The sequence below is a fragment of the Micromonospora auratinigra genome, from assembly GCF_900089595.1.
GTDB classification, from domain to species: Bacteria; Actinomycetota; Actinomycetes; order Mycobacteriales; family Micromonosporaceae; genus Micromonospora; species Micromonospora auratinigra.
Window position 1 is genome coordinate 2515948 of sequence record NZ_LT594323.1, and the last position, 24527, is coordinate 2540474.

The window sequence follows — 24527 nt, forward strand, 5'->3', positions numbered from 1 at the left end:
ACGACCGTGTGACCCGACCGACGAGGATGACGATGACCCAGCTCAGCGACGGTGCGCAGCCGCTCTCGGTACGCATCGACGACCGGGTGACGACCAGCGTGCCGGAGTACGTCCTCGGCCTGATCGCCGTACCGGCGATCCAGGTCGAGCCGGCGCACCCGGCGGTGTCGGCGCTGCTGACCGCGGCCGAGGACGCGCTGCACCGGGCCGACCTGGACAAGGCGGGGGTGGCCGAGCTGCCCGGCATCGCCGCGTGGCGGGCGGCGTACCGGGCGGTGGGGGTGAACCCGAACCGGTTCCCGTGCGCCGCGGAGTCGATCGCCCGGCGGGTGGCCCGGGGCGACCGGCTGCCCCGGATCAACGCCCTAGTCGACCTCTGCAACGCGGTCTCGCTCGACGCGGCGCTGCCGGTGGCCTCCTGCGCGCTCACCGGGGTCGCCGACCTGGTCGTCCGCCCGGCCGACGGCACCGAGACGTACCTGCCGCTGGGCGCGCCCGACGCCCCGGAGCGGCCCGAACCCGGCGAGGTCGTCTACGCGGACGCCGACGGGCGGGCGCACTCACGGCGCTGGAACTGGCGGCAGGGCCACCTGGTCCGCACCGACCTGGGCCGGCACCGGCTGCTGCTCACCGTCGAGGCGGCCCACCCGGGCGGTCGGGCCGAGGTGGAGGCGGCGCTGGGCCGGCTCGCCGCCGCCCTCGACGAGCTGGCCGGCGGGTCCGGCCTGCCGCGGCAGCGGGCGGTGCTCGACGCCGGCACGCCCGCCGTCGTCCTGCGCGACGCCGACCCGTCCCCGGCCGGCGCGCCGGCCGGCGGCAGCGAGCTGAGGAGCCGGTCGTGAACCGCGCGATCCTGATCGTCTACCGGCCGGCGGCCGGCCGCTACGCCGCCCAGTTCCGCAGCATGGTCGCGGCCGCCACCGAGCTCGGCGTGACCACCGTGGTGCTGCTGCCGACCGGCCAGCCGGCCGCCGAGGCCGCCGGCCTGCCCTGCCACCAGGCGGACCTGGACGACCCGGCGGCGGTCCGGGCCGCGGTGCGGCGGATCATCGCCGCCCACCCGGTGCAGCGGATCTTCCCGCTCTTCGAGGGCGACGTGCTGACCGCCGCGCAGTGCCGGCGCGAGCACGGCATCCCCGGCCTCGACCCGGAGCAGGCGCTGGCCTTCCGGGACAAGAACGTGATGCACCGCCGGGCCACCGAGCTGGGCGTGCCGGTGGCCCGCTCCTGCCGGCCGGACACCGTCGGCGCGGTCGCCGAGTTCGCCGCCGAGGTGGGCTGGCCCGTGGTGATCAAGCCGTACGCGGGCTGGGCCTGCGGCGACACCCACCGGGTGGACTCCGCCGACGAGCTGGCCCGGGTCTGGCCGCTAGTCGCCGACGCGCGCCACGACTACCGGGTGGAGGAGTACGTCCGGGGCGTCGAGTACCACGTGGACTCGCTGCTGCGCGACGGCGAGGTGGTCTTCGACCAGCTCTCCCGCTACACGTACTCGATCCTCGAGTTCCGCGACGAGCCCGGCGGCACGGTCTCCCGCAAGCACGACCTGACCCCGGCCGAGCGGCGCATCCTGGCCGCCAACAGCGCCGTGCTGCGCGGCTTCGGGATGCGGACCGGGGTGGCGCACGTGGAGTTCTTCCTGCGCGAGGACGGCGAGGTGGTCTTCGGCGAGGCGGCGGCCCGGGCGGGCGGCGGCTCGATCGTCCCGGCCATCCAGGCCGGCCGGGGCATCAACCTGGCCGGCGAGTGGTGCCGCCTGGAGCTCGACCCCGGGCACGTGCCGGCCGCCGTGCTCGGCCCGGAGGTCGGCACCGAGTACCTCTGCTCCGACCGGTACGGCCGGATCACCGCGATCACCGGCGCGGAGGAGCTGCGGGCGCTGGACTCGGTGCTCGACGCGGACGTGTGGAAGAGCGTCGGTGACGTGCTCGCCCCGCCGACCGCCTCCAACGACGTGCTCGGCTGGTACGTCTGCGCGGGCCGGGACTTCGACGACGTACGGGCCCGGTTCAAGGTGATCCGGGACGCCTTCGAGGTGCGTACCGAGCCCGCCGGGGAGCCGTCATGTGGCTGAGCCGGTTCCGGGCCCTGCCGCGCCCGCTGCGGATGCTGGTGCTGGCCTCCTTCATCAACCGGGCGGGCATGTTCGTCTTCCCGCTGCTCGCCGTCTACCTGGTGCGGAGCCGGCAGCTGAGCACCGGTGAGGCCGGGGTGCTGATCTCGGTGGGCAGCACCGGCCTGCTCGCCGGGAGCCTGCTCAGCGGCCCGGTCTGCGCCCGGGCCGGCCGGCGCGCCGCGCTGGTGTCCAGCCTGGTGCTCAACGCGGCCGGCTACCTGGGCCTGGCCGCGCTCGACGGCCCACCGTGGACGTACGCGGCGCTGCTCTTCGTCGCCCTGGTGGGCATGGGGATGTTCGCGCCGGCCGCCAACACGCTGATCGCCGACCTGGCCGAGCCGGAGCAGCGCCCGTTCGCGTACACGGTCAGCTACATCGCCAACAACCTGGGCATGGGCATCGGTCCGCTGCTGGGCGGTCTGGCCGCGGCGTACTCCTACCACCTGATGTTCGCCGGGAACATCCTGATCGGGCTGCTCGCGGCACTCACCATCCGGCTCTGCGTACCGGCCGACGCCGGGCGGGGCGCGGCGGCCGTGACGGCCTCCGCCCGTCCCGCCGGGCTGCGCCGGGACCTGGACGTGGCGGTGCTGGTGGTGGTGTCGTTCTGCTACGTCGCGCCACTGATCGGGCTGGAGTACACGCTGCCGCTGGCGGTCACCGAGGTGCTGCGCTCGTCGGTGGCGGTGGTCGGCGCGGTCTACACCATCAACAGCGTGGTCGTGGTGAGCGCCGGCCTGCTGATCGAGAAGCGGATCAAGGCGTACCCGACCCGGAGCCTGCTGATCGTCGCGGGCCTGCTCTGGTCGGCCGGGATGGCGGTCCTGGTCTTCGCCTTCTCGCTGCCCGCCGTGCTGCTCTCCACCGTGGTCTGGACGCTCGGCGAGATCATCGCCTCGGTGGTGGTGCCCACCTACATCGCCGACCACGTCGACGCCCGGCGGGTCAGCGGCTTCATGGCCCTCAACGGCTTCGTGCTCAGCTCCGCCCGGCTGGTGGTGCCGATGGGGCTGGGCTTCGTCTGGCAGGCCGGTGGGCACCGCCCGGTCCTGCTCCTGCTCCTGCTGACCCCGCTGGTCGGCGTCGTCGCGTTCGCAGCGCTGCGGGTGCGACCCCAGGGCCGGCCGGCGCCTGCGCCCGCCGCACCGGCCACCGCCAATCCCTGATCCACCCACCCCTTTCCGGAAGAGGCCATGACCACGACGAAGTTCGTCCTACCCGAGAGCGACATCCCCACCACCTGGTACAACGTGGTCCCCGACCTGCCCAAGGGCCTGCCCCCGATGCTGCACCCCGGCACCCGGGAACCGATCACCGAGGCCGACCTCGCCCCGCTCTTCGCGTCCGGCCTGATCGCCCAGGAGTTCAGCACCGAGCGGGACGTGGAGATCCCCGGCCCGGTGCTGGACATCTACCGGCAGTGGCGGCCCAGCCCGCTGATCCGCGCCCGCCGGCTGGAGCGTGACCTCGGCACCCCGGCCCGGATCTACTTCAAGTACGAGGGGGTCAGCCCGGCCGGCAGCCACAAGCCGAACACCGCCGTCCCGCAGGCGTACTACTCCAAGCTGGACGGCGTCCGGCGGCTGACCACCGAGACCGGCGCGGGCCAGTGGGGCAGCTCGCTCTCCATGGCGTGCGCGTACTTCGACCTGGAGTGCGACGTCTTCATGGTCCGGGTCAGCTACGACCAGAAGCCGTACCGGCGGGGCCTGATGGAGACGTTCGGGGCCACGGTCACCGCGAGCCCGAGCGATCGGACCGAGGCCGGGCGGGCGGTGCTGGCGGCCGACCCGGACTCCACCGGCAGCCTCGGCCTGGCCATCTCCGAGGCGGTGGAGGCGGCGATGCAGAGCGGCGGCAGCGCCCGGTACGCCCTCGGCTCGGTGCTCAACCTGGTGCTGATGCACCAGACGATCATCGGGCAGGAGGCGCTGCTCCAGCTCGAACTGGCCGGCGACTACCCGGACGTGGTGGTCGGCGCGGCCGGCGGCGGCTCCAACTTCGCCGGGCTGGCCCTGCCGTTCCTGCGCCGGCAGTTCGAGGGCGGCCCGACGGTCCGCTTCCTGGCCGCCGAGCCGTCCTCCTGCCCGTCACTGACCCAGGGCAGCTACGACTACGACTTCGGCGACACCGCCGGGCTCACCCCGCTGGCCAAGATGCACACCCTGGGTCACGACTTCCGGCCGCCGGCGATCCACGCCGGTGGGCTGCGCTACCACGGCATGGCGCCGATCGTCAGCGCGCTGCGCGAGGTGGACCTGATCGAGGCGCGGGCGGTGCCGCAGACCGCCTGCTTCGAGGCGGGCGTGCGGTTCGCCCGCAGCGAGGGCATCGTGCCGGCGCCGGAGTCCAGCCACGCCGTCCGGGTGGCGATCGACGAGGCGCTGCGCTGCCGGGAGACCGGCGAGGAGAAGGCGATCCTGTTCTCCCTGTCCGGGCACGGCCACTTCGACATGCAGGCCTACATCGACTACTTCGCCGGCAAGCTGACGGACTGATCCGGGCGGGGACGGGGCGCGGTGCGGCGTCCCGTCCCCGCTCGACGAGCACTCGGGGGTGCGATGCCCAGCGACGCAGCCACCATCCTGGCCATCAACGGTTCCGAACGGGCCGGCGGCAACACCGACCTCGCGGTCGAGTACGCCGGCCGCCTGATCGCCGAGCGTGGCGTCACCCTGCGCACCATCCGGCTGCGCGAGCACCGGATCTCGCCGTGCAGCCCGTGCGGCGACTGCAACAGCCGTACCGCGCCCTGCCGGCTGGACGACGACGTCCCCGCGCTGGTGGAGCAGATGACCCGCGCCGACGGGCTGATCTACGCCGCGCCGGTGCACGGGTTCGGCCTGGCCCACCTGATGCAGATCTTCATCGAGCGGGCCGGCGTCGGCTACCTGCGCTTCGCCCGGCCGCTGGCCGACAAGGTGGGCGGCATCATCGTCACCGGGCGGCGCTACAGCGACTCCTCGGTGCACAACCAGATCGTCAACAACCTGCTGCTCAACCGCATGATCCTGGTGGGCAGTGGGTTCCCCGTGCTGCTGCGCAACACCACCGGCACGCCCGCGCTGACCGACGTCGAGGGCATCGACGCGCTGGAGCGGATGGTGCACCGGATGGTGGACATGGTGCAGCTGCTCAAGCGCCACCAGCGGGTCGAGGGTGGCCCGGTCCTGCCGCAGCGGGACCCCAACGAACGTGTGCCGCGGCCCCGCCGTGGCGAGACCGTCCCGAACAGAGGAGAGATCGAGAATGTCCACTGAGCAGGTGACCGTGCCGGTCGGCATCGACTTCCCCGCCACCGAGTGGGAGAAGTGGGACAAGCCCGGCGCGGAGGGGCGCGTCAAGATCGCGTACGTGGGTGGGCAGCGGCTGCGCCTGCTGGAGCTGCCGGCGGGCTTCGACGAGCACCACTGGTGCCTGCGCGGGCACACCGGCTACGTGCTCCAGGGCGAGTTCACCATCCACTTCGAGGACCGCTCGGTGCCCTGCCGTCCCGGCATGGGCTTCGTCATCCCCGACGACGAGAAGCACCGCTCCCAGGGCAGCGCGGACGAGCCCACCGTCGTCTTCGTGATCGACGAGGTCGCCCAGCCGTGAGCGAGCGTCCCGACCACGTGGCGTCGGCCGGCTCCCCGCCGGCCGGCGCCACCGCCGGCCCGGCCCGGATCGCCGAGCTGCGCGCCACCATCGACGGGCTCGACCAGCGGATCGTCGCGCTGCTGGCCGAGCGCACCCGGGTGGTCCGGGAGCTGACCGTGCACAAGTCCGACGAGGCTGCCGTCCGGTCGCCGGACCGGGTCCGGCAGGTCCTCGACCGGGTACGCGGGCTGGCCGACCGGCACGGCATGCCGCCGGAGGTCGCCGTCGGCACCTACCGGGCGCTGATCGAGGAGCTGACCCGGATGCAGCTCGACATGCTGGCGGCCCGCCGCGCCGGCACCGCCCCGGCGGGCGAGCGATGAGCGGCCCCGCCCCGGTCGACCTGCGGCACGCGCTGGCCACCCTCGACCCGCTCCCCGGCGAGCTGGTCCGGGTCGCCGAGGAACTGCCCGCCCGGTACGGCGTCTCCGCGCACTACGCCCGCTGGGCGGGCGCGCCCGCCGCCCCGCCCACCGGCCCGGGTCCGGCCGTGCTCTTCGACCGGGTCCGCCCCGAGCACGGTCCCAGCCGGGCCGTGCTGATGGGGCTCTACGGCACCCGCCGGCGCGCCGCCGGCCTGCTCGGCTGCACCCCCGCCGAGCTGCCGCACCGGCTGCTCGCCGCGGTGGCCGCGCCCCGCCCGCCGGTGCCCGCCGCCGACCCGGCCCGCTGGCCCCGCCGGACGCTGCCGGTGGACCTGACCGCGCTGCCGGTGCCGGTGCTCACCGACGCCGACGCCGGGCCCTACCTGACCCTCGGCGCGGTGCTCGCCACCGACCCGGACACCGGGGTGCGCAACCTGTCGGTGCACCGGATGTGCGTGCAGGGCCCGGACACGCTGACCATCTGGATGGTCCCGGGCCGCGACCTGGAACTCGCCCACCAGGCCGCGCTGCGGCGGGGCCGGCCGCTGCCGGTGGCGGTCCACCTCGGGCTCGGCCCGGCGGTGCTGCTCTCCTCCTGCTGTCCCACCTCGCTGGTCCCGCCGGAACTCGACGAGCTGGCGGTGGCCGGCGCGCTCGCCGGCCGCCCGGTCGAGCTGCTGCGCTGCGGCACGGTGGACGCCGAGTACATCGCGCACGCCGAGTACGTGCTGGAGGGCGAGCTGCTGGCCGAGCGGGCGCCGGAGAACCCGGACGGCGCGGTCGCCACCCCGGAGTTCCTCGGCTACCAGGGCCGGGCGCACCCCTCGCTGCCGCTGCTGCGGGTCACCGCGATCACCGCCCGGGAGAACCCGATCCTGCAGGCCGTCTCCGGCCCCGGGCACGAACAGTCGGTGCTGCTCGGCTTCGGGATGGAGGCCGCCGTGCTGGACCTGCTGCGCCGGCGGGGCACGCCGGCCCGGGCGGCGCACTGCCACACCGCCGGCGGCGGGCAGCTCATGGTGGTGCTCCAGTGGCCCGCCAAACGGAGCCCGGCCGACGACACCGCGGTACGCGACGCGGCGGAGGCGGTGCTGGACGGGTTCCGGATGGCCAAGCTGGTGCTCTGCGTCGACGAGGACGTCGACCTGGAGTCCGACCAGGACCTGTGGTGGGCGATGGTGACCCGGTTCCAGGCCGACCAGGACCTGCGGGTGCTGCCCGACCGGGAGGGCTTCCCGCTCGACCCGAGCCAGCACACCGGCTACTCCCCGTCGCTGTCGGCCGACGGGCGGACCGCGAAGGCGGTCTTCGACTGCACGGTGCCGTACGCCCAGCGCGACCGGTTCCACCGCCCCCGGTTCACCGAGCCGTCACGTCCCGCACCGCGGCGGCCAGCAGCGCCACTCCCTCGGTGATCCGGGCGGCGGGCAGCGCCGCGTACCCGACCAGGAAGGTCGGGTCGGCGGGCGGCCGGGTGACGAAGTAGCCGGAGGCCGGATAGATCCGCACGCCCCGGGCGGCGGCGGCGCGCACGATCGCCGCCTCGTCGGCGCCGGGCGCGCCGCCCAGGGTCACCAGCACGTGCAGCCCGGCCGCCGCCCCGGAGACCTGGACCCCGGCGCCGAAGTGCTCGTAGAGCACCTCGAGCAGCCGGGCCCGGCGCTGCCGGTAGAGCCGGTCCATCCGGCCGATGTGCCGGGCGTACGCGCCGGAGTCGATGAACTCGGCCAGCGCCTCCTGGTTCAGCGTGGGAGTCAGCCGGTCGGTGATCCACTTGATCCCGAGGAAGGGCCGGACCAGGTGCGGCGGCAGCACCGCGTAGCCGATCCGCAGGGACGGGAAGAGGGTCTTGCTGAAGCTGCCGACGTAGACCACGTCGGCGTCCTGCGGGTCGGCGGCCAGCGACGGCAGCCGCTCCGGGGCGAAGCTGAACTCGTTGTGGTAGTCGTCCTCCAGCACCGTCACCGCGTGTTCGCGGGCCCAGCGCAACAGCGCCCGCCGCCGCCGCTCGGAGAGCACGAACCCGGTCGGGAACTGGTGCGACGGGGTGACGTAGACCAGGCGTACCCGGGCCGGGTCGAGGCCGTGGCCGCGGACCCGGTCCTCGATCTCCTCGACCCGCAGCCCCTCCTCGTCGACCGGGACCGGCACCACCGCGGCCCGGGAGTAGCCGAAGATCTGCCGCAGCACGGTGTGGCTCGGGTCCTCGATCACCACCACGTCGTCGGGGCCGACGAGCAGCCGGACCAGGATGTCCATCGCCTGGGTGGCGCCGCTGGTCACGATCGTGCGCTCGCCGGCCGCGTCCAGCGCCCGGCTGCGCCGCAGCAGCGCGGTGATCTGTGCCCGCAGGGCCGGCGAGCCCTCCGCCGGGCCGTAGCCCAGGGCCACCGCGTCGGCCCGGCTCACCGCCTCGGCCAGCGACTGCCGCCAGCGGGCCACCGGGAAGCTGGCCAGCGCCGGGGTGCCGTGCCGGAAGTCGTACGCCCCGTCCGGCCGGTGCATCGGCGCCGGCTCCCAGGCCCGCCACAGTGGGCTGCCGGCGTCAGTGGGCAGCGGCGGTTCCGGCCGCAGCGGGGTCCGGGCGGCCGGCGCGTCGCGCGGCGGCGGGTCGGGCAGGGTGCCGCTGATCCGGGTGCCGGAGCCGCGCCGGGAGGCCAGCACCCCGTTGGCCCGCAGCAGCTCGTAGGCGCGGGTCACCACGGTGCGGGAGACGCCGAGCTGGTGGGCCAGTTCCCGGCTGGGCGGCACCGGGTCGCCGGGACGCAACCGACCGGTACGGACCGATGCGCTGATCTGCGCGCAGAGCTGCTGCTGCAACGGCACCGAGCTGTCCCGGTCCAGTACGACGAGAAGCTGCGACGACCCCACCCGTCCCCCGATCGACCCGCGCCCGAGTCTAGTGCGGCCCCGGGGCGACCGTCGGTGGTTCGCGCGGTGCTCAGAACGGGGTGGCGTCAACCAGCAGCGCGACGATCTCCCGGGCCACCTCGGCGGGGTTCGGCCGCCCGCAGTCGTCCCACTCGACCCGCCGGGCGCCGCTGGACAGCGAGTAGTGGAAGCCGTCCCGGCACGATCCCGGATAGAAGGCCGAGCCGAACGAGGGGTCACCGAGCAGCAGGTGCAGCCGGGTGAGCTGCGCCGCGCCCAGCCGGCCGGTCTGCTCGGCGGTGGTGCCCGGGCCGCGTACCCGCCAGCGGCCGTCGGAGTCCACCGTGATCTCCTGGGTCACGCCGGCCAGCCCGCCGGTGCGCCGCACGGAGACCGGATCCGCGACCGGTCGCGCCGGTGAGGTGGCGGGCGAGGCGGCCGGTGGCGGCGAGGCGGCCGGCGACCCGGGTGCCGCCGAACCGGGCACCGAGGGCCCGCCGGGTGCCGTGGACGGTGCCTCCGAGCTGACCGGGAACGTGCTCGGGACGGCGTCGGGCGAGGTCGGCTCGGGGGTGGACGTGCAGCCGGCCACCGGCAGCGCCAGGCCCAGGACGACGGCGACGAGCAGCGCGCGCAGACATCGAGCGGTGGCCATGCGGCTCACGATATCGGCCGGACGCTCTCCGCGCCGTACCCGCCGGGGCGGTGCGGCTCAGGAGACCGCGGCCTTCACCAGCTCGGTGACCTGCTTCTGCACCGCCGGGCTCCAGGCGCGCAGCGCGTACGCCACCGGCCAGAAGTCGCCGTCGTCGAGGGTGGCCGGGTCCTGGAAGCCCAGCGTCGAGTACCGGTAGTTGAACTTCCCGGAGTCCTGGAAGAAGACGACGATCTTGCCGGCGGCGTTCGCGTACGCGGGCATGCCGTACCAGGTCTTCGGCGACAAATCCGGGGCGGCGGCGGTGATCGTCGCGTGCACCCGCTCGGCGAGCGCCCGGTCGTCGGGGGCCATCTGCGCGATCCGGTCGAGGACCGCCTGGAGGTCGTCGGCCTTCTTGGCGCCCTTCCTGCCCTCGGCCCGCAGCTCGGCGGCGCGCTCCTTCATCGCGGCCCGCTCCTCGGGGCTGAAACCGTCGGACCCGGTCTGCGAATTCTGCTCGGACATGCTCGTGTTCCCCCTCGTTTGCCCGGCTCGGCGTGGTGCCGCCCGTCAGGGAAAAGGCTAGGTCCGCCGGTGGCGTGGGCGCTTCTCGATTCCTGATCGGCTCGGCGGCCGAGCCGGGCGCACGCCCGACGGCGGCGGCGACCGCGGCGGGTCAGCCGGGCAGGGCGGCCACGGTGCGGGCCAGCGCGTCGCGTAGCAGCCCGTCGTCCAGCGGTTCCTCGATGGCCAGCAGCGAGACGGTGACCAGGGTGTGGTCCACCCGCACGACGACCACCGCCTGGCGGGCCCGGAGCCGTACCCCGCCGACGGTGGCCAGGTCGTACTCCACCCGCCAGGCCTGGTCGCCGAGGCGGGGCGGGTCGGCGGCGTGCACCCGGTAGTCCAGCCGGAAGCCGTCGTCGCCGGTGTAGCGGAAGCGGGCACACGCCGCCCGGTTCCGTTCGGCCTCCATCAGCACCGACTCGGGCACCACCGAGGCGTAGGAGACGACGTCGACCGACAGCGTCGACGAGGCCACCCGGCCGCCGTTGGTGAAGGAGCGCTCGGCCGTCGCGCGCCGGGCGCGCGCCAGCGGCGTGAGGTGGGCGGCGGTGGCCAGCGGCCGGCAGGCGGGCGGGTCGAACCGGCCCTTGCTGGGAGACGACGGGGCCTTGCGCTTCCAGCCGGCGGGCAGGCCCCGCCCGGCCGCCCCGGCGGCGGCGGTGACCTCGGCGCGGGTCAGCGGGCGACCGGCCGGGCGCGCGGCGGCGGGGCTCGACGGGGACGGCGGGGCGGGATTCACCGGCGAGGGGGACGGGGTGGCGGCAATCGCCGTCGCGCCGCCGCCGTCGTACGCGCCGCGCAGCACCAGGCCACCGGTCCCGAGCAGCAGCACCAGGAGCGCGGCCGACCAGGCCCACCGGGCCGCCGGACGGTCCACCGCCAGGCGGGCCGGCAGCCGGCGCAGCGCCGCCCGCACCACGACCACCGCCGTACCGGCCAGCAGGGCGGCGAGCGCGCCCTTGACCGCGAGGGTACGCAGCAGCGTGAGCGCCCACGGCAGGTCGTCGGGGAGGTGGCAGCCCGCCGCGTGCAGCCGGAACGCCGGCACGCAGCCGCCGAGCGTCTGTCCGGCGAGCACGGCCACCGTGCCGAGCAGCGCCACGAGCGCGGCGGCGAACTGTCCCAGCACCAGCCCGAGGGGGCGGCCCCGGGCGGCCAGCACCCCACCGACCACCGCCTGCACCACCGCCACCGCCGCGATCTGGAGGTAGTAGAAGTACCCGTTGAAGGTGGCTGCCGCCACCCGTTCCGGTGCGGCCAGCCGCAGCGCCGCCCGGGTGGCGAGCACGGCGAGCGCGAAGACGGCCGCCCCGACCAGCGCCACCCGCAGCGCCGTCCGGACCCCCTCGCGCAGCCCCGGCTCGCCGGCGACCGGTCGCCGCCACAGCCCGGCGGCGAGCGGGTAGAGCCAGGCGAGCGCCACCACCGGTGCCGCCAGCAGCTGGCCCCGAAAGATCTCCAGCGGCGGGTAGGAGAGGGTCAGCAGGGCGAACCCGGGCCCGATCCAGATGTCGACGCCGGCGCGGGCCACGTCTGCGGCGTCGAGGCGGTAGAGGTGGCCCACCAGGTAGGGGACCCCGTGCACCGGATGCCAGATGCCGAGCCAGACGGCGAACGGCAGGGCGGTGACGGCGGCGCCCAGCGCCCAGGACCACCGGCCGGTCGCCCCCCGCGCGGACCAGGTCCGGGCGCCGGCCGCGCTCACCCCGGCCTGGGCCACCAGGCCGCCGGCCAGCACCGCCGCCGCCAGCAGCCCGGAACCGATCCCGTACCCGCTGGTGACCGTGCCACCGGCGAGCTCGCCGCCGCTCCACGGGCCGCCGAACACACCCCACCCGGCGCGGCCCACCGTCGCCCCGCCGTCGAGGAGGTCCCAGACGTCCCAGAGTGGGGTATTGAGCGTCACCAGGTCGCCGACCAGCCAGCCGAGGGCGAACGCCAGCGCCGCGACCACCACGACGCGGGTCCGGTCGGCCGGCGCACCGGCACCGAGGCGGGCCCGCCAGGCGACCGCGCCGAGGATCCCGGTGACGACGGGCGCGACGATCCAGGCGGCGGCGCGCGGTGCGGCCCACCCGTCGTGCGTGACGACGAGCCCGACGACCCTGGTCAACCCGCTGAAGGCGATCACGGTGGTGAGGCCGGCGACGAAGAGTTCGCCGACGCCGGGCCGGTGCCGGCGGACCGGGTCGTCGATCGCGGCGAGCCGGGCCGCGACGGTGGGGTGCACGCCGAGCCGGCGCAGCCGGCCCCGGGCCGCCGTCGGCGTGGCCGTCCGGGCGACCGCCGCGCGCAGGTCGACCCCGGCGCCGAACTCGGCGGCGCGGGCGTCGGCGTGGGTCTCCCGGGCGCGCAGCACGGCGTTGCGGGCGAGATAAGCCACGGCCACGAAGAGGGCGGCCCGCCCGCCCAGGTGCACCAGCCCCGGCAGGTAGCCGGGCCCGTGCCAGGGGGCCCGGCCGGGATCGCTCAGCAGCGTCGGGTGCAGCAGCAGGACCACCATCGGGACGAGGGCCACCACGACGAACGCCCGCCAGAGCGCCACCACCGCGTAGGCCAGGTCCACGTCGCGGTTGCGCAGGTGCGCGAGTTCGTGCAGCACGACCGCGCGGAACGTGCCGGGGTCGGTGACCGACAGCGGCACCAGCCCCGCGTTGATCCGTACCGCGTACCGGCCGGCCCGGCCGAACGCGAGGCCGCCCGGGCTGCCGGCGGTCGGGTCCAGCAGGAAGGTCGGCGGCCGGCCGAGGCCGGCGACGGCGGTGAGCCGGACCAGCTCGGCGTGCAGCCGGGGAAACCCGTCGGCGGTGATCTCGACCAGCCGGCCACGTCGGCGGATCCAGCCGGGCGTGGCGAGGTGGAGCACCACCGCGACGGCCAGCAGCACGGCCAGGCCGACGAGCACCCACGCGGCCGTGGGCCGTTCGACCGGCGCCACACAGCGGATCAGGTCCTGCCGGGCCCGGTCGAGGCCGGCGGCGTACCGGTCCAGGTCCGCGTCGGGCGCGGGCAGCGCGTGCCGGTACGCCTCCTCGCAGCGCGCATAGGTCGGCCCGACCACGGCGGCGTGCGCCGGCAGCGCGGTGTAGAGCGAGGCGAAGGCGTACGTGGCGGTGCCGAGCACCGCGGCGACGAGCGAGCCGAACCGCAGCGTCGTCCCGCTCACCGGTGGTTCGAGCGCCGGCCACTTCTCCCCCGCCGGCCCGGAGCCCGCCGCCGGCACGGTCAGCCGGCGCTGGTCAGGGCGCCGATCACGGCGTCGGCGATCAGGTCGGCCCGGTCGGGGTCGACGCCCGCCTGCCGGCACCGGGTCAGCACGACCTCCCGGATCCGGGCGTGGTCGGCGGCGGCCGGGGCCGGCTCCGCCGACTCGGGGGCCGGGGCGAGGGCCGCCGGCGGGTCGGCCGCGCGCCGACGGCGCAGCACGCCGCGCAGCCGGTCCCCCACCTCCAGCGCGCCGACCGCCTCCAGGCTCAACTGCCGGACCACCTCGACGCCGATGCCCAGCGCCAGCGGGGTCAGCAGGGCCACGGTCCCCTCCAGACCGAACCCGAGCATCCGGTCGCGACCGTCGGCGGACGCGGCGAGCCGCGCCGGGTCCCGCCGGTACGCCTCCCGGACGACGTCGAAGATCTCCCCCTCCTCGGGGGCCACCCGGTCCACCACCCGGCGTGCCAGTTCCGCGGCGGCGGCTTCCTCGCCCGGCGGCGGCTCCACGTCCCGACGACCCGTCACGACGTCGACCATACCGACCGTGTTCCACCGGTCGCTGTCGGGAATTGGATCACGTGGAGGTGCGCTCGTGGTCGTACCAGTCGAAGTGGACGGTACCGGCGGCGGCGTACATCCCGACCACCCGGCCGGTGAAGCCGCCGGCCACCTCCGTCGACAGGTAGCGGCCGTCGAACTCGGCCAGCACGTCGAGGGTGCCGTCGGCCGACTCGACACCGAACCGGAGCAGGTCGGGGCCCTTGCCCGGATACCAGTCGCCGGACGGTTCGCCGAGGGCCTCGACCCGCAGCCGCACCGGGCCGGCGGGCACCGGCCGGCTGGCCACCGTGGCCAGCACCGAGCCGATCCGCGCGACGACCCGTACCTCGCCGCCGCCCGCCTCGATCTCGTAGTGGTGCCGCTCGTCGAGACGGACCACCAGGCCGCCGCGACCGCCGGCCGGATCGACCAGGGTCCGGAACCGGCACGACCGGTGCTCCTGCCGGCGGCCGACGACGGTGACGTCGGGGGCGTCCGGGGACGCGCCGCGGGCCCGCAGGGTGAGCCAGCCCGGGCGTTCCGCCAGGGACCAGACGTCGTCGGGACGGGAGCGCACCGAGAGCCACCGGGGGTGCAGCCGGTCGTCGTCGAAATCGTCGCGCACCGGTCCCGGCGGCAGCGGGCGGGCGGTCCATCCCGGGGCGGCCATGACCGGCGCCACCTCACCCACCACCGGCCAACCGTCGACCCAGGTCACCGGGGCCAGGAAGGTCTCCCGACCGAGCACGTGCCAGCCGGGGGTGCCACCACCGGGGCGTACGCCGAGCAGCACCAGCCACCACGACCCGTCGGTCCCCTCGACCAGGTCGGCATGGCCGGTGTTCTGGATCGGCCGGTCGGTGCCCCGGTGGGTGAGGATCGGGTTGGCCGGGCACGGCTCGTACGGGCCGTCCGGGGCGCTCGCGCGGGCGATCGAGACGGCGTGCCCGCGTTCGGTGCCGCCCTCGGCGATCAGCAGGTACCAGTGGTCGCCGACCCGGTACAGGTGCGGCGCCTCCGGCGCCAGCGCCCCGGGCGCGCCGGACCACAACCGGCGGGGCGCACCGAGAGTACGCCCGGTGTCCGGGTCGATCGGCACCTGCTCGATGCCGGCGTAGGTGCACCAGCAGGTGCCCTCGTCGTCCCAGGCGAGGTCGGGGTCGATCCCGGTCACCCCGGGCAGCCGGACCGGATCCGACCAGGGGCCGGCCGGGTCGGTGGCGGTGCAGAGCAGGTTGCCGCCGCCGTCGGCGCAGACGGTGACGATCAGCCAGAAGCGCCCGTCGTGGTGGCGCAGCGTCGGGGCGTACACGCCACCGGAGGCGGCCGTGCCGGTGGGCAGGTGCAGTTGGCCCGGCCGCTCCAGCACGTTGCCGAGCTGCGCCCAGTGCACCAGGTCGCGACTGTGGAAAATCGGCACCCCGGGGAAGTACTCGAAGCTGGAGCAGGCCAGGTAGTAGTCGTCGCCGACCCGGCAGACGCTCGGGTCGGGGTGCATGCCGGGCAGCACCGGGTTGGCGAACGTGCCGCCGGTCCACCCGCGTACGTCGGTCGGTGCGGTGTCGTCGCGGCCCACGGTCATCGGTCGCCTCCTGCGGGTCGGCTGCGCCCGGGTGCGGGCGGACCGGCGGGGTGCCGCCCCGGCTCCGGGCCACCGGGCGCGCGCTCGGCGGCCTCGATTCGACCACGCCCGGCCGACGCCGGAAAGGGCTTACCCACCCATCGGACGCGCCTGTGCGGTGAGCGGTCGGGGCAGTGGGGTGGTCGAGGCGTCGGGCGCGGCGACGGTCAGGTGGGCGGAGAGGGCGCGGAGGAAGTCCGGCGCGTCGAAGATCTCACCGGCGGAGGCGACGCCGGTGGTCCTGGTCCGGCCGTCGAGAATCCGGTGCACCGCCTCGACGGCCAGCGGGGCGCTGATCGCGTAGATGTCCCGGCCGCTGGCGGTCCGTCGCCGCCACGTGTCGCCGGAGCGGACGACGACGTCGACGGTGAACGTCTGCGCCGACCGGCCGCTGCCGTCGACCGCGGTCGGCGCGGGCGTACCCGGGGCGGCCAGCTCCCGCGCCGCCTGGGTGGTCATGTACGTGTGCACCTCGGGGACGGCCAGGTGACTGGGCACGGTGACGACGTCGGCCATGGTGAACCCGCCGAGCACCGACCGGCGGCCCAGCGGGGCCGGGAAGTCCCAGTCCAGCGTGGGCAGCGCCGACTCGTCGACGTGGTAGTCGAGCCGGCCACCGGTGTAGCGGACCCGGCGGCCGTCGCGCCGGTCCCGGGAGACGGTGCCGGAGGCCAGCGTCCCGGCCGTCGGGTGCCAGCCGCTGAGTCCGTACGCGACGTGCACCTCGTCGGCCGCCGTCCAGTCCTCCATCGCGGTGGTGACCAGCAGGTCGCCGAGTCCGCCGAAGAAGGCCATCGCCGGGACGACCGGGATGCCCGCGCGCCGGGCCCGGTCGGTGTAGTGGGTGAACGTGTCGAGGTTGGCCTCGATCTCGGCCGCGACGTCGACGTACGCGATCCCGGCCCGCAGCGCCGCCTCGATCACCGGGGCGGCGGTCGCGGCGAACGGGCCGGCGCAGTTGACGACCGCGTCCGCGCCGACGAGGGCCGCGTCGAGCGAGGACGGGTCCCCGACCGACACCACCCGGTACCCGGTCCCGGGATGCGACCGCGCCAGCGCCGCCAGTCGCCCCGCGTCCCGCCCGAGCAGCAGCGGCACGAACCCGCGCTCCCGCAACTCGGCCACCACGAACCGCCCGGTGTGCCCGTACGCGCCGCACACCGCCACGACCTGACCTGCGTTCATCGTGCATCTCCTCGAAGATCGACTGAGAAGAGCCTCGCAGCGGTGGGCGGCCGGGGACAGCGTCCGCAACGACATCCCCCGTACAGTTTCGGACATGGCCACCGTCGCGCTCGCCGCCACCGCCGGGATGCTGCACTTCGAGCTCGCGATGGCCTGCGAGGTCTTCGTCCGCGACCCGTCCGGCCTGGCCGACCCGTGGTACGACGTGGTGGTCTGCGGCCCCGGCCCGGTCGGGATCGGGCCGTTCCGGCTGGTCCCCGGCGCCGGGCTGGACCGGCTGGCCGACGCCGACACGGTGATCGTGCCGGCGGTCGAAGACATCGACGCGGACCCGTCGCCCGAGCTGGTCGACGCCGTCCGCGCCGCCCACCGGGCCGGCGCCCGGCTCGTCTCGCTCTGCACCGGGGCGTTCGTGCTGGCCGCCGCCGGGGTGCTGGACGGGCTGCGGGCCACCACCCACTGGGCGCACACCGCGGCGCTGGCCGCCCGCCATCCCCGGGTGACGGTCGACCCGGACGTGCTCTACGTCGACAACGGCAGCGTGCTCACCTCGGCCGGCAAGGCCGCCGCGATCGACCTCTGCCTGCACCTGATCCGCCGCGACCACGGCTCGACGGTCGCCAACGCGGTGGCCCGCCGGCTGGTCGTGCCGCCGCACCGGGCCGGCGGACAGGCCCAGTTCGTCACCACGCCGGTGCCGGCCCGCACCGATCATCCGCTGGCCGACCTGCTGCCGTGGGCGATGGCCCGGCTGGACCGGCCGTTGACCGTGACCGCGCTGGCCCGCCGGGCGAACCTGAGCACCCGGCAGCTGACCCGCCACTTCACCGCGGTGACCGGGACGACGCCGTTGCAGTGGCTGTCGACGCAGCGCATCCGCCGCGCCCAGGAGCTGCTGGAGAACAGCGGCGACAGCATCGACGTGATCGCCGGGGCGGCCGGCATGGGCAGCGCCGCGACACTGCGCCGGCACTTCCACCGGACGGTGGGGGTGACGCCGGACGCCTACCGGCGGACGTTCCGCAGCGCCTGACCGCCGGACGCCGACGAGCCCCGGCCGATCCATGATCGGCCGGGGCTCGTCGCCGGGATCGTCAGGCCAGGTCGAACCGGTCGAGTTCCATGACCTTGGTCCAGGCCGCGACGAAGTCGTGGACGAACTTGTCGCGCGCGTCCGCGCTGGCGTAGACCTCGGCGAGGGCGCGCAGCTGGGAGTTGGAGCCGAAGACGAGGTCGACCGCGGTGGCGGTCCACTTCACCTCGTCGGTGGCCACGTCGCGGATCTCGTACACGTGCTCGTCGGACTGCGACGCCTTCCACCGGGTGCCCGGGGAGAGCAGGTTGACGAAGAAGTCCTGGGTGAGCACGCCGGGCCGGTCGGTGAGCACGCCGTGCGCGCTGCCGCCGACGTTGTTGCCCAGCGCCCGCAGGCCGCCGACCAGCACCGTCATCTCGGGCGCGGTCAGGTTCAGCATGTACGCGCGGTCGACGAGCAGCACCTCCGGCTGGGTCTTCTCGCCCGGCCGCAGGTAGTTGCGGAACCCGTCGGCGCGCGGCTCCATCACCCGGAACGACTCGACGTCGGTCTGCTCCTGGGTCGCGTCGGTGCGACCGGGGTGGAACGGCACGGTCACCTCGACACCGGCGTCGCGCGCCGCCTTCTCGACCGCGGCCGAGCCGGCCAGCACGATCAGGTCGGCGAGCGAGATCTGCGCGCCGCCACCGGCGTTGAACTCGCGCTGGATCTCCTCCAGCTTCGCCAGCACCGTGGCGAGCTGCTCGGGCTGGTTGACCTCCCAGCTGCGCTGCGGCTCCAGCCGGATCCGGGCGCCGTTGGCACCGCCACGCTTGTCGGTGGAGCGGTAGCTGGCGGCGGACGCCCAGGCGGTGGCGACCAGCTGGGCGGTGGTCAGGCCGGAGTCGAGCACCTTGGCCTTGAGGGCGGCGACGTCGGCGTCGGAGACCAGCTCGTGGTCGACGGCCGGCAGCGGGTCCTGCCACAGCTGCGCCTCGGGCACCCACGGGCCGAGGAAGCGGCTGACCGGGCCCATGTCGCGGTGCAGCAGCTTGTACCAGGCCTTGGCGAAGGCCAGCGCGAACTCGTCCGGGTGCTCCAGGAAGCGGCGGGAGATCTTCTCGTACGCCGGGTCGACCCGCAGCGACAGGTCGGTGGTGAGCATGGTCGGCTTGTGCTTCTTGGCCGGGTCGTGCGCGTCCGGGATGATCGCCTCGGCGTCCTTGGCGACCCACTGCTTCGCCCCGCCGGGGCTGGTGGTCAGCTCCCACTCGTAGCCGAAGAGGATCTCGAAGTAGCGGTTGCTCCACTCGGTGGGCCGGTCGGTCCAGGTGACCTCGAGGCCGCTGGTGATGGTGTCGCCGCCCTTGCCGCTGCCGTACGTGCTCAGCCAGCCCAGGCCCTGGTTCTCCAGCGGCGCGCCCTCGGGCTCGGGGCCGACGTGGTCGTCGGCGACACCGGCGCCGTGGGTCTTGCCGAAGGTGTGCCCGCCGGCGATCAGCGCGACGGTCTCCTCGTCGTTCATCGCCATCCGGCGGAACGTCTCGCGGATGAAGTGCGCCGCGGCGGCCGGGTCGGCGTTGCCGCGCGGACCCTCCGGGTTGACGTAGATGAGCCCCATCTCGGTGGCGCCGACGCCGGGGGTCATCTCCTTCTCGGAGGCGTAGCGCTCGTCGCCGAGCCAGGTGTCCTCGGGGCCCCAGAAGATCTCCTCGGGCTCCCAGACGTCCTCGCGGCCGAAGCCGAAGCCGAAGGTCTTGAAGCCCATCGACTCCAGCGCGACGTTGCCGGCGAGCACGAGCAGGTCGGCCCAGGAGATCTGCTGGCCGTACTTCTGCTTGACCGGCCAGAGCAGCCGGCGGGCCTTGTCCAGGTTGGCGTTGTCGGGCCAGCTGTTGAGCGGGGCGAACCGCTGGCCGCCGTCCCCGGCGCCACCGCGGCCGTCCTCGATCCGGTACGTGCCGGCGGCGTGCCAGCTCATCCGGATCATCAGGCCGCCGTAGTGGCCGAAGTCGGCCGGCCACCAGTCCTGCGATGTGGTGAGGACCTCGACGATGTCCCGCTTGAGCGCCTCGACGTCGAGCTTGGCGAACTCCGCCGCGTAGCTGAAGTCCGGCCCGAGCGGGTTGCCCTTGGCCGAGTGGGCGTGCAGCACGGACAGGTCGAGCTGGTTGGGCCACCAGTCCCGGTTGGTCCGCGGGCGACCACCGGTCTTCGGGGTCGGCGAGTCGATCGCCGGGTTCTCGCTCTCGCTGCCGTGCGCGGTGGCGGAGTCGTGCGCGACCGGGCAGCCGGCCGCCTCCTTGGCGTCCACGCCCTGCGCGCTGGAGGGAGCGTTGTCCTGCATGTCGCTCATCTGGTTCCTTCCGGACTGGCGGTTCTCTGGGCGGTACGGTCGGTCGCGCACTCGGGGCAGGTGCCCCAGTAGACGACCTCCGCCTCGTCGACCACGAAGCCGTGGTCGTCGGCGGCGGTGAGACAGGGGGCGTCGCCGACGGCGCAGTCGACGTCGGCGATCGCGCCGCAGGAGCGGCAGACGACGTGGTGGTGGTTGTCCCCCACCCGCGTCTCGTAGCGGGCGGTCGCCCGGGCCGGCTGGATGCGGCGGATCAGGCCGGCGTCGGTCAGCGCGCGCAGCACGTCGTAGACCGTCTGGTGGGAGACGGTGGGGCACTCGGCCCGGACCAGGGCGATCACCGTGTCGGTGTCGACGTGCGGGTGGTCGCGCAGCGCGGCGAGCACCGCCAACCGGGGCCTCGTCACGCGCAACGAGACCGCCCGGAGCTGCGTCTCGAGGTCGGACGTCATGTCCCGAACATAGCCCACTTTTTTGGAACCAATCAAGTTTTCCCGCACGACACGCGGAACTCCCCCGCACCCGGGTGCGATCCTGCGCCTGCCGCCCGGTCCCGGGGTCCTTGTCCGGAATGACAGGGCGGCCGGCGCAGGGTCGGCGGGACGGGACGGCCGCGCCCGGGGCGACGTCTCGTCACCCCGGGCGCGGTGGTGGTGCTCCCCGGCGGGTCGGGCCGGCCGGGTGGAGCGGCGGGTCAGGCCGGCGAGCAGGCCGCCCCGTTGAGCGTGAACCCGGCCGCCGCGGCGCTGTTGCCGGTGTGGTCGGCCTGGAAGCCGACGGTCTGCGAGCCGCCCGGCGGGATGCTCGCGTTGTAGCCGACGTCGCGGGCGGTGACCAGGCCCGTGCCCGGGCTGTAGGTGGCGTTCCAGCCGTTGGTGATGCGCTGCCCGGCCGGCAGGGTGAACGTCATCGACCAGCCGTTGACGGCGGTCGCGCCGGTGTTGGTGACGGTGATGTTCTCGGTCAGCCCGGTGTCCCAGGCGCTCACCGCGACGCTCACCCGACAGCCGCCCGCACCCCCGGTGGGCGGCGGCGCGGTGGGCGACGGGCTCGCCGGCGGCGTCGGGCTCGTGGTCGGCGACGGGCTCGTGGTCGGCGTCGGGGTCGTCGTGGGCGAGGGGGTCGTCGGCGCGGCGTCGAGACCCAGGAAGGAGATCGCGTACGCGAGCATGCCCGACTGCGGCAGGGTGTGCCCGGTGCCGGAGACGCTCACTCCCTCCACGGTGGCCCGGGTGCCGGTGGCGCCGTAGCGGGTGCGGGTCCAGCTCGACTGCGGGTGATCGGTGAACCCGGGCGTCTGGCCCAGGCCGTGCAGGTTGGTCCACTGCTTGATCTCCTCGCCGAAGTTCGGGTAGGCGAGGGTGGTGTCGGTGGTGCCGTGCCAGAGCTGCATCCGGGGGTAGCCGCCGGTCCAGCCCGGGTACATCGCGCGGGCGGTGTCCCCCCACTGCTGGGCGGTGCGGATGATGTTGCCGCTGGAGCACTGGCCGTTCCAGAGCGACCCGTCGGAGGTGGCGAAACAGCCGGCCGGCACCCCGGAGAAGGCCGACGCGGCGGCGAAGACGTCCGGGTACTCGGCGGCCAGCACGTTGGTCATCATCGCGCCGGAGGAGAACCCGCTGACCACGATCCGGGCCGGGTCCACGTTGTACTTCTGCCGGGCCCAGCCGACCATCGACATGATGCCGGTGGAGTCGCTGCCGCCGTTGCGGCGCAGCGCGGCCGGCGAGGAGACGTCGAAGCAGTGCCCGCTGCGGGTGGCCTCGGGCAGCACGATGAGGTAGCCGTACCGGTCGGCGGCGGTGACGTAGTCGTGGCCGTTGCCGCTGAAGATCCCGCTCGCCGAGCCGCTGCAGTAGTGCACCAGGAGCAGCAGCGCCGGCTTCGGCGCGAGGGTGGTCGGCGCGTAGACGTACATGTTGAGGTTGGTGGGGTTGGTGCCGAAGTTGGTCACCTGGGTGAGGGTGGCGGCGGACGCCGGCTGCGCCGCCAGCAGCGCCGCGGCGGCGGCCAGCGGGAGCAGGGCGGCGGCGAGGGCCGCGCGGAGCAGTTTTCGCATCGGGGCTCGCTCTGGTCTCGACGGGGCGGGACGGTGGGGCCGGGCGGTCACTGGAGCGTCCAGCGCTGGTTGGCGGCGGCGGTGCAGGTCCAGAGGATGACCGTGGTGCCGTTGGCCGTGGCGGCGCCGTTGACGTCGAGGCAGAGGCCGGTCTGCGCGGACCGGATGGTGCCGTCGGCGCTGCGGCTCCAGCGTTGGTTTCCGCCACCGGTGCAGTCCCAGAGCTGGGCCTTGGTACCGGCGGTGGCGTTGGCCGGCGCGTCGAGGCACTTGCCGAGGACCTGAAGGGTGTCCCCGTTGGCCGTCCAGCGCTGGTTGGCGCCGCCGTTGCAGTCCCAGATCACCGGCTGGGTGCCGTTGGCGGTGTTGCTGTTCGGGTCGTCCAGGCAGCGGCCGGAGGCGGCGCTGACCAGCGTCCCGGTGGTGGTCGGGGGCGGGGTGGTGGTGCCGCCGCCGCTGACCCGGTAGACCACCGTGCCGTGGCCCGGGACGCTGGCGGAGATGGTCCCGCCGGTGCTGCTGGTGGCGTTGCTCCACGCGTCGAGCAGGGTGAAGCTGGTGCCGCTCTTGCCGATCGCGGCCGCGGTGGTGGAGATCGTGGTGGTGGTGCCACCCTGGTTGAACAGGGCCACCGCGACGTCACCGTTGGCCAGCCGCTTGGCCAGCACCCGACGGGTGCCGTCGAAGGAGACCTGGGTGGCCTGCAGGCCGAGGGTGTCCTGGTTGATCGCGACGAGGTTGCGGTTGGTCAGGATGCCCTGGGTGGTGGCCGACTGGGACCGCACGTCGTTACCGGCGATCAGCGGGGAGGCGAGCACCGCCCACATCGCGAAGTGGCTGCGGGTCTCGGTGTCGGTCAGGCCGCCCCGGCCGACCTCCATCATGTCCGGGTCGTTGAACGCGCCGGGGCGGGCGTACCCGGCCAGCGGCACGGTGACGTTGATGATGTTCTGGACGCCCATCGGGTAGCCGTTGGTCTGGCCGGTGTCCCAGGCGTTGGTGATGTCCTCGGTGGTCCGCCACATGTTGGCCACGTCGCCCCAGTTGCGCTGCGGCCCGGTCTTGGCGTGGATGCTGTTCGGGTTGATGCTGTAGACGATCGGCCGGCCGGTGGCGGCGAGCGCGTCACGCATCTTGGCGAAGGTGGCCACCTGCTGGTCGATGGTGCCGCCGGGCGAGCACCAGTCGTACTTGAGGTAGTCCACGCCCCAGGCGGCGAACTGCCGGGCGTCCTGCGCCTCGTGCCCCTGGCTGCCGGTGGCGCCCGGGTACGAGTTGAAGTACTGCGCGCAGGTCCTGTCCACCGGGACCTGGTAGAGGCCGAACTTCAGCCCCTTGCCGTGCAGGTAGTCGCCGAGCGCCTTCATGCCACTGGGGAACCGGCCCGGGTCACCCTGCAGGTTGCCGGCGGAGTCGCGGTTGGGGTTGAACCAGCAGTCGTCGACCACCACGTACTGGTAGCCGGCGTCGCGCATGCCACTGGCGACGATGGCGTCGGCGGTCTGCCGGATGAGCGACTCGTTGATGTTGCAGCCGAACGAGTTCCAACTGTTCCAGCCCATCGGCGGCGTCCGGGCGACCCCGTTGTCGAGGGCGAGCGAGGCCGCCGGGCGCAGCCCGACCGCGGCGCCGGTCAGCAGCAGCGCGGCGGCGAGGGCGGTGCCCCAGCGCGAGGCGAGACGTCTCATGGGTGCTCCTTCCCGCGACGCAGCTGCGCCGCGGCGGTGGGGTCCGCCGACGGGCCGCGAGGCCCCCGGCGGCACGGCAGGTGGTGGGGACGACGGACCGGCCGGGGCGCCCAAGGCCCGGTCGACCCTCCGGCGTGGTGGGTGATCGAGCCCGACACTGTTAGCGATCACAACCCGAGGAAAGCCCGTTCCGTGCGGGTTCCACAGCCATTGCGAGAACGTTAACATCGACGCGCATAACGCTTCCAGTCTTCGGCGCCGGCCGGGCGGCGCCGCGGACGGAACGCGAGCCACCCGCGGACCGGCCCGGGTCAGCCGCCCCGGGAAGGTCACCCATGCGCACCCGGATCCTGACGACCCTGGGCTCGGCGGTGTTGCCGGAGCGGGTGTCCTGTTATCGATAACATGCTATCTTCGGCGCGCAGGAGCCGAGGTCGTCCTCCCCCCACGGGTCGCCGCCGTTCGAAGGGCACCGGTCCAGACCGGTCGACGTGCGACGACGGGTCGGGACACCGTCGGTCGAGGGCCATCCGGACCCGCGACATCAGCCACCGCGAGCTGCTCCGCAGCCCTGGCAACCTGCGCAACCTCCACCCGGGGCACGAGCCTCACCGGCGGGCGGCGACCACACCGGCCCGCCCCCGGTCCGCTCACCCCG

Annotated in this window: 20 protein-coding genes; 9 read left to right on the forward strand and 11 right to left on the reverse strand. The window is 74.6% G+C overall.

What is annotated here, in order from left to right; all coding sequences use genetic code 11:
* The first annotated feature begins 32 nt into the window (after positions 1-32).
* The 8 genes from GA0070611_RS11295 to GA0070611_RS11330 all read left to right on the forward strand — a co-directional run bounded on the left by GA0070611_RS11295 (position 33) and on the right by GA0070611_RS11330 (position 7535).
* Positions 33-842, forward strand: coding sequence for a B3/B4 domain-containing protein (locus GA0070611_RS11295; protein WP_091662228.1), 810 nt, complete (start codon positions 33-35; stop codon positions 840-842).
* Complete coding sequence (locus GA0070611_RS11300) at positions 839-2074, forward strand: ATP-grasp domain-containing protein (RefSeq protein ID WP_091662233.1); 1236 nt, start codon at positions 839-841, stop codon at positions 2072-2074. The genes GA0070611_RS11295 and GA0070611_RS11300 overlap by 4 nt, the downstream gene beginning before the upstream one ends.
* Positions 2065-3282, forward strand: coding sequence for an MFS transporter (locus GA0070611_RS11305; protein ID WP_091662238.1), 1218 nt, complete (start codon positions 2065-2067; stop codon positions 3280-3282). Before GA0070611_RS11300 ends, GA0070611_RS11305 begins: the two co-directional genes overlap by 10 nt.
* A gap of 27 nt (positions 3283-3309) precedes the next feature.
* A complete protein-coding gene (locus GA0070611_RS11310; RefSeq protein ID WP_091662242.1) occupies positions 3310-4614 on the forward strand; it encodes a TrpB-like pyridoxal phosphate-dependent enzyme in 1305 nt (434 codons plus the stop codon).
* 63 nt (positions 4615-4677) lie between these two features.
* A complete protein-coding gene (locus GA0070611_RS11315) occupies positions 4678-5376 on the forward strand; it encodes a flavodoxin family protein (RefSeq protein ID WP_091662246.1) in 699 nt (232 codons plus the stop codon).
* Positions 5366-5713, forward strand: a complete 348-nt coding sequence (locus GA0070611_RS11320; protein WP_091662249.1) for a cupin domain-containing protein — start codon at positions 5366-5368, stop codon at positions 5711-5713. Before GA0070611_RS11315 ends, GA0070611_RS11320 begins: the two co-directional genes overlap by 11 nt.
* Positions 5710-6078 (forward strand): chorismate mutase, encoded by a 369-nt coding sequence (locus GA0070611_RS11325; RefSeq protein ID WP_231921412.1) that lies wholly within the window; start codon positions 5710-5712, stop codon positions 6076-6078. The genes GA0070611_RS11320 and GA0070611_RS11325 overlap by 4 nt, the downstream gene beginning before the upstream one ends.
* Positions 6075-7535, forward strand: coding sequence for a UbiD family decarboxylase (locus GA0070611_RS11330; protein WP_091662254.1), 1461 nt, complete (start codon positions 6075-6077; stop codon positions 7533-7535). Before GA0070611_RS11325 ends, GA0070611_RS11330 begins: the two co-directional genes overlap by 4 nt.
* Here the strand turns inward: GA0070611_RS11330 and pdxR are convergent.
* The 7 genes from pdxR to GA0070611_RS11365 all read right to left on the reverse strand — a co-directional run bounded on the left by pdxR (position 7480) and on the right by GA0070611_RS11365 (position 16751).
* Positions 7480-8991: a MocR-like pyridoxine biosynthesis transcription factor PdxR gene (pdxR, locus tag GA0070611_RS11335; protein WP_091662257.1), complete on the reverse strand. Its 1512-nt coding sequence runs from the start codon at positions 8989-8991 to the stop codon at positions 7480-7482. The two genes, GA0070611_RS11330 and pdxR, sit on opposite strands and share 56 nt — an antisense overlap.
* 70 nt (positions 8992-9061) lie before the next feature.
* Positions 9062-9646, reverse strand: a complete 585-nt coding sequence (locus GA0070611_RS11340) for a hypothetical protein (RefSeq protein WP_091662262.1) — start codon at positions 9644-9646, stop codon at positions 9062-9064.
* 57 nt (positions 9647-9703) lie between these two features.
* The gene (locus tag GA0070611_RS11345) at positions 9704-10153 is read right to left on the reverse strand and encodes an iron chaperone (RefSeq protein WP_091662266.1); all 450 of its coding nucleotides are present in this window, start codon (positions 10151-10153) and stop codon (positions 9704-9706) included.
* Between the two features lie 151 nt (positions 10154-10304).
* On the reverse strand, positions 10305-13361 hold the full coding sequence (locus GA0070611_RS11350; RefSeq protein WP_157740301.1) for a M48 family metalloprotease: 3057 nt from the start codon (positions 13359-13361) through the stop codon (positions 10305-10307).
* 59 nt (positions 13362-13420) lie between these two features.
* Entirely contained in the window at positions 13421-13930 is a 510-nt protein-coding gene (locus tag GA0070611_RS11355; RefSeq protein WP_157740302.1) for a hypothetical protein, read from the reverse strand.
* Between the two features lie 49 nt (positions 13931-13979).
* Positions 13980-15527: a glycoside hydrolase family 43 protein gene (locus tag GA0070611_RS11360; RefSeq protein ID WP_091662278.1), complete on the reverse strand. Its 1548-nt coding sequence runs from the start codon at positions 15525-15527 to the stop codon at positions 13980-13982.
* 129 nt (positions 15528-15656) lie between these two features.
* A complete protein-coding gene (locus tag GA0070611_RS11365) occupies positions 15657-16751 on the reverse strand; it encodes a saccharopine dehydrogenase family protein (protein WP_091662283.1) in 1095 nt (364 codons plus the stop codon).
* Between the two features lie 94 nt (positions 16752-16845).
* On the opposite strand from GA0070611_RS11365, the gene GA0070611_RS11370 reads away from it, so the two are divergent.
* On the forward strand, positions 16846-17784 hold the full coding sequence (locus GA0070611_RS11370) for a helix-turn-helix domain-containing protein (RefSeq protein WP_091662286.1): 939 nt from the start codon (positions 16846-16848) through the stop codon (positions 17782-17784).
* A gap of 61 nt (positions 17785-17845) precedes the next feature.
* On the opposite strand, the gene katG is transcribed toward GA0070611_RS11370, so the two are convergent.
* The 4 genes from katG to GA0070611_RS11390 all read right to left on the reverse strand — a co-directional run bounded on the left by katG (position 17846) and on the right by GA0070611_RS11390 (position 23869).
* On the reverse strand, positions 17846-20122 hold the full coding sequence (gene katG, locus GA0070611_RS11375) for a catalase/peroxidase HPI (RefSeq protein WP_091662288.1): 2277 nt from the start codon (positions 20120-20122) through the stop codon (positions 17846-17848).
* Positions 20119-20574 carry a Fur family transcriptional regulator gene (locus GA0070611_RS11380; protein ID WP_091662290.1) on the reverse strand — a complete coding sequence of 152 codons (456 nt, stop codon included), beginning with the start codon at positions 20572-20574 and terminating at the stop codon, positions 20119-20121. Before GA0070611_RS11380 ends, katG begins: the two co-directional genes overlap by 4 nt.
* Positions 20575-20816: 242 nt before the next feature.
* Positions 20817-22181, reverse strand: coding sequence for an extracellular catalytic domain type 1 short-chain-length polyhydroxyalkanoate depolymerase (locus GA0070611_RS11385; RefSeq protein WP_091662293.1), 1365 nt, complete (start codon positions 22179-22181; stop codon positions 20817-20819).
* A 47-nt stretch (positions 22182-22228) separates the two neighbouring features.
* The gene (locus GA0070611_RS11390; RefSeq protein ID WP_091662297.1) at positions 22229-23869 is read right to left on the reverse strand and encodes a glycoside hydrolase family 27 protein; all 1641 of its coding nucleotides are present in this window, start codon (positions 23867-23869) and stop codon (positions 22229-22231) included.
* Between the last annotated feature and the right edge of the window lie 658 nt (positions 23870-24527).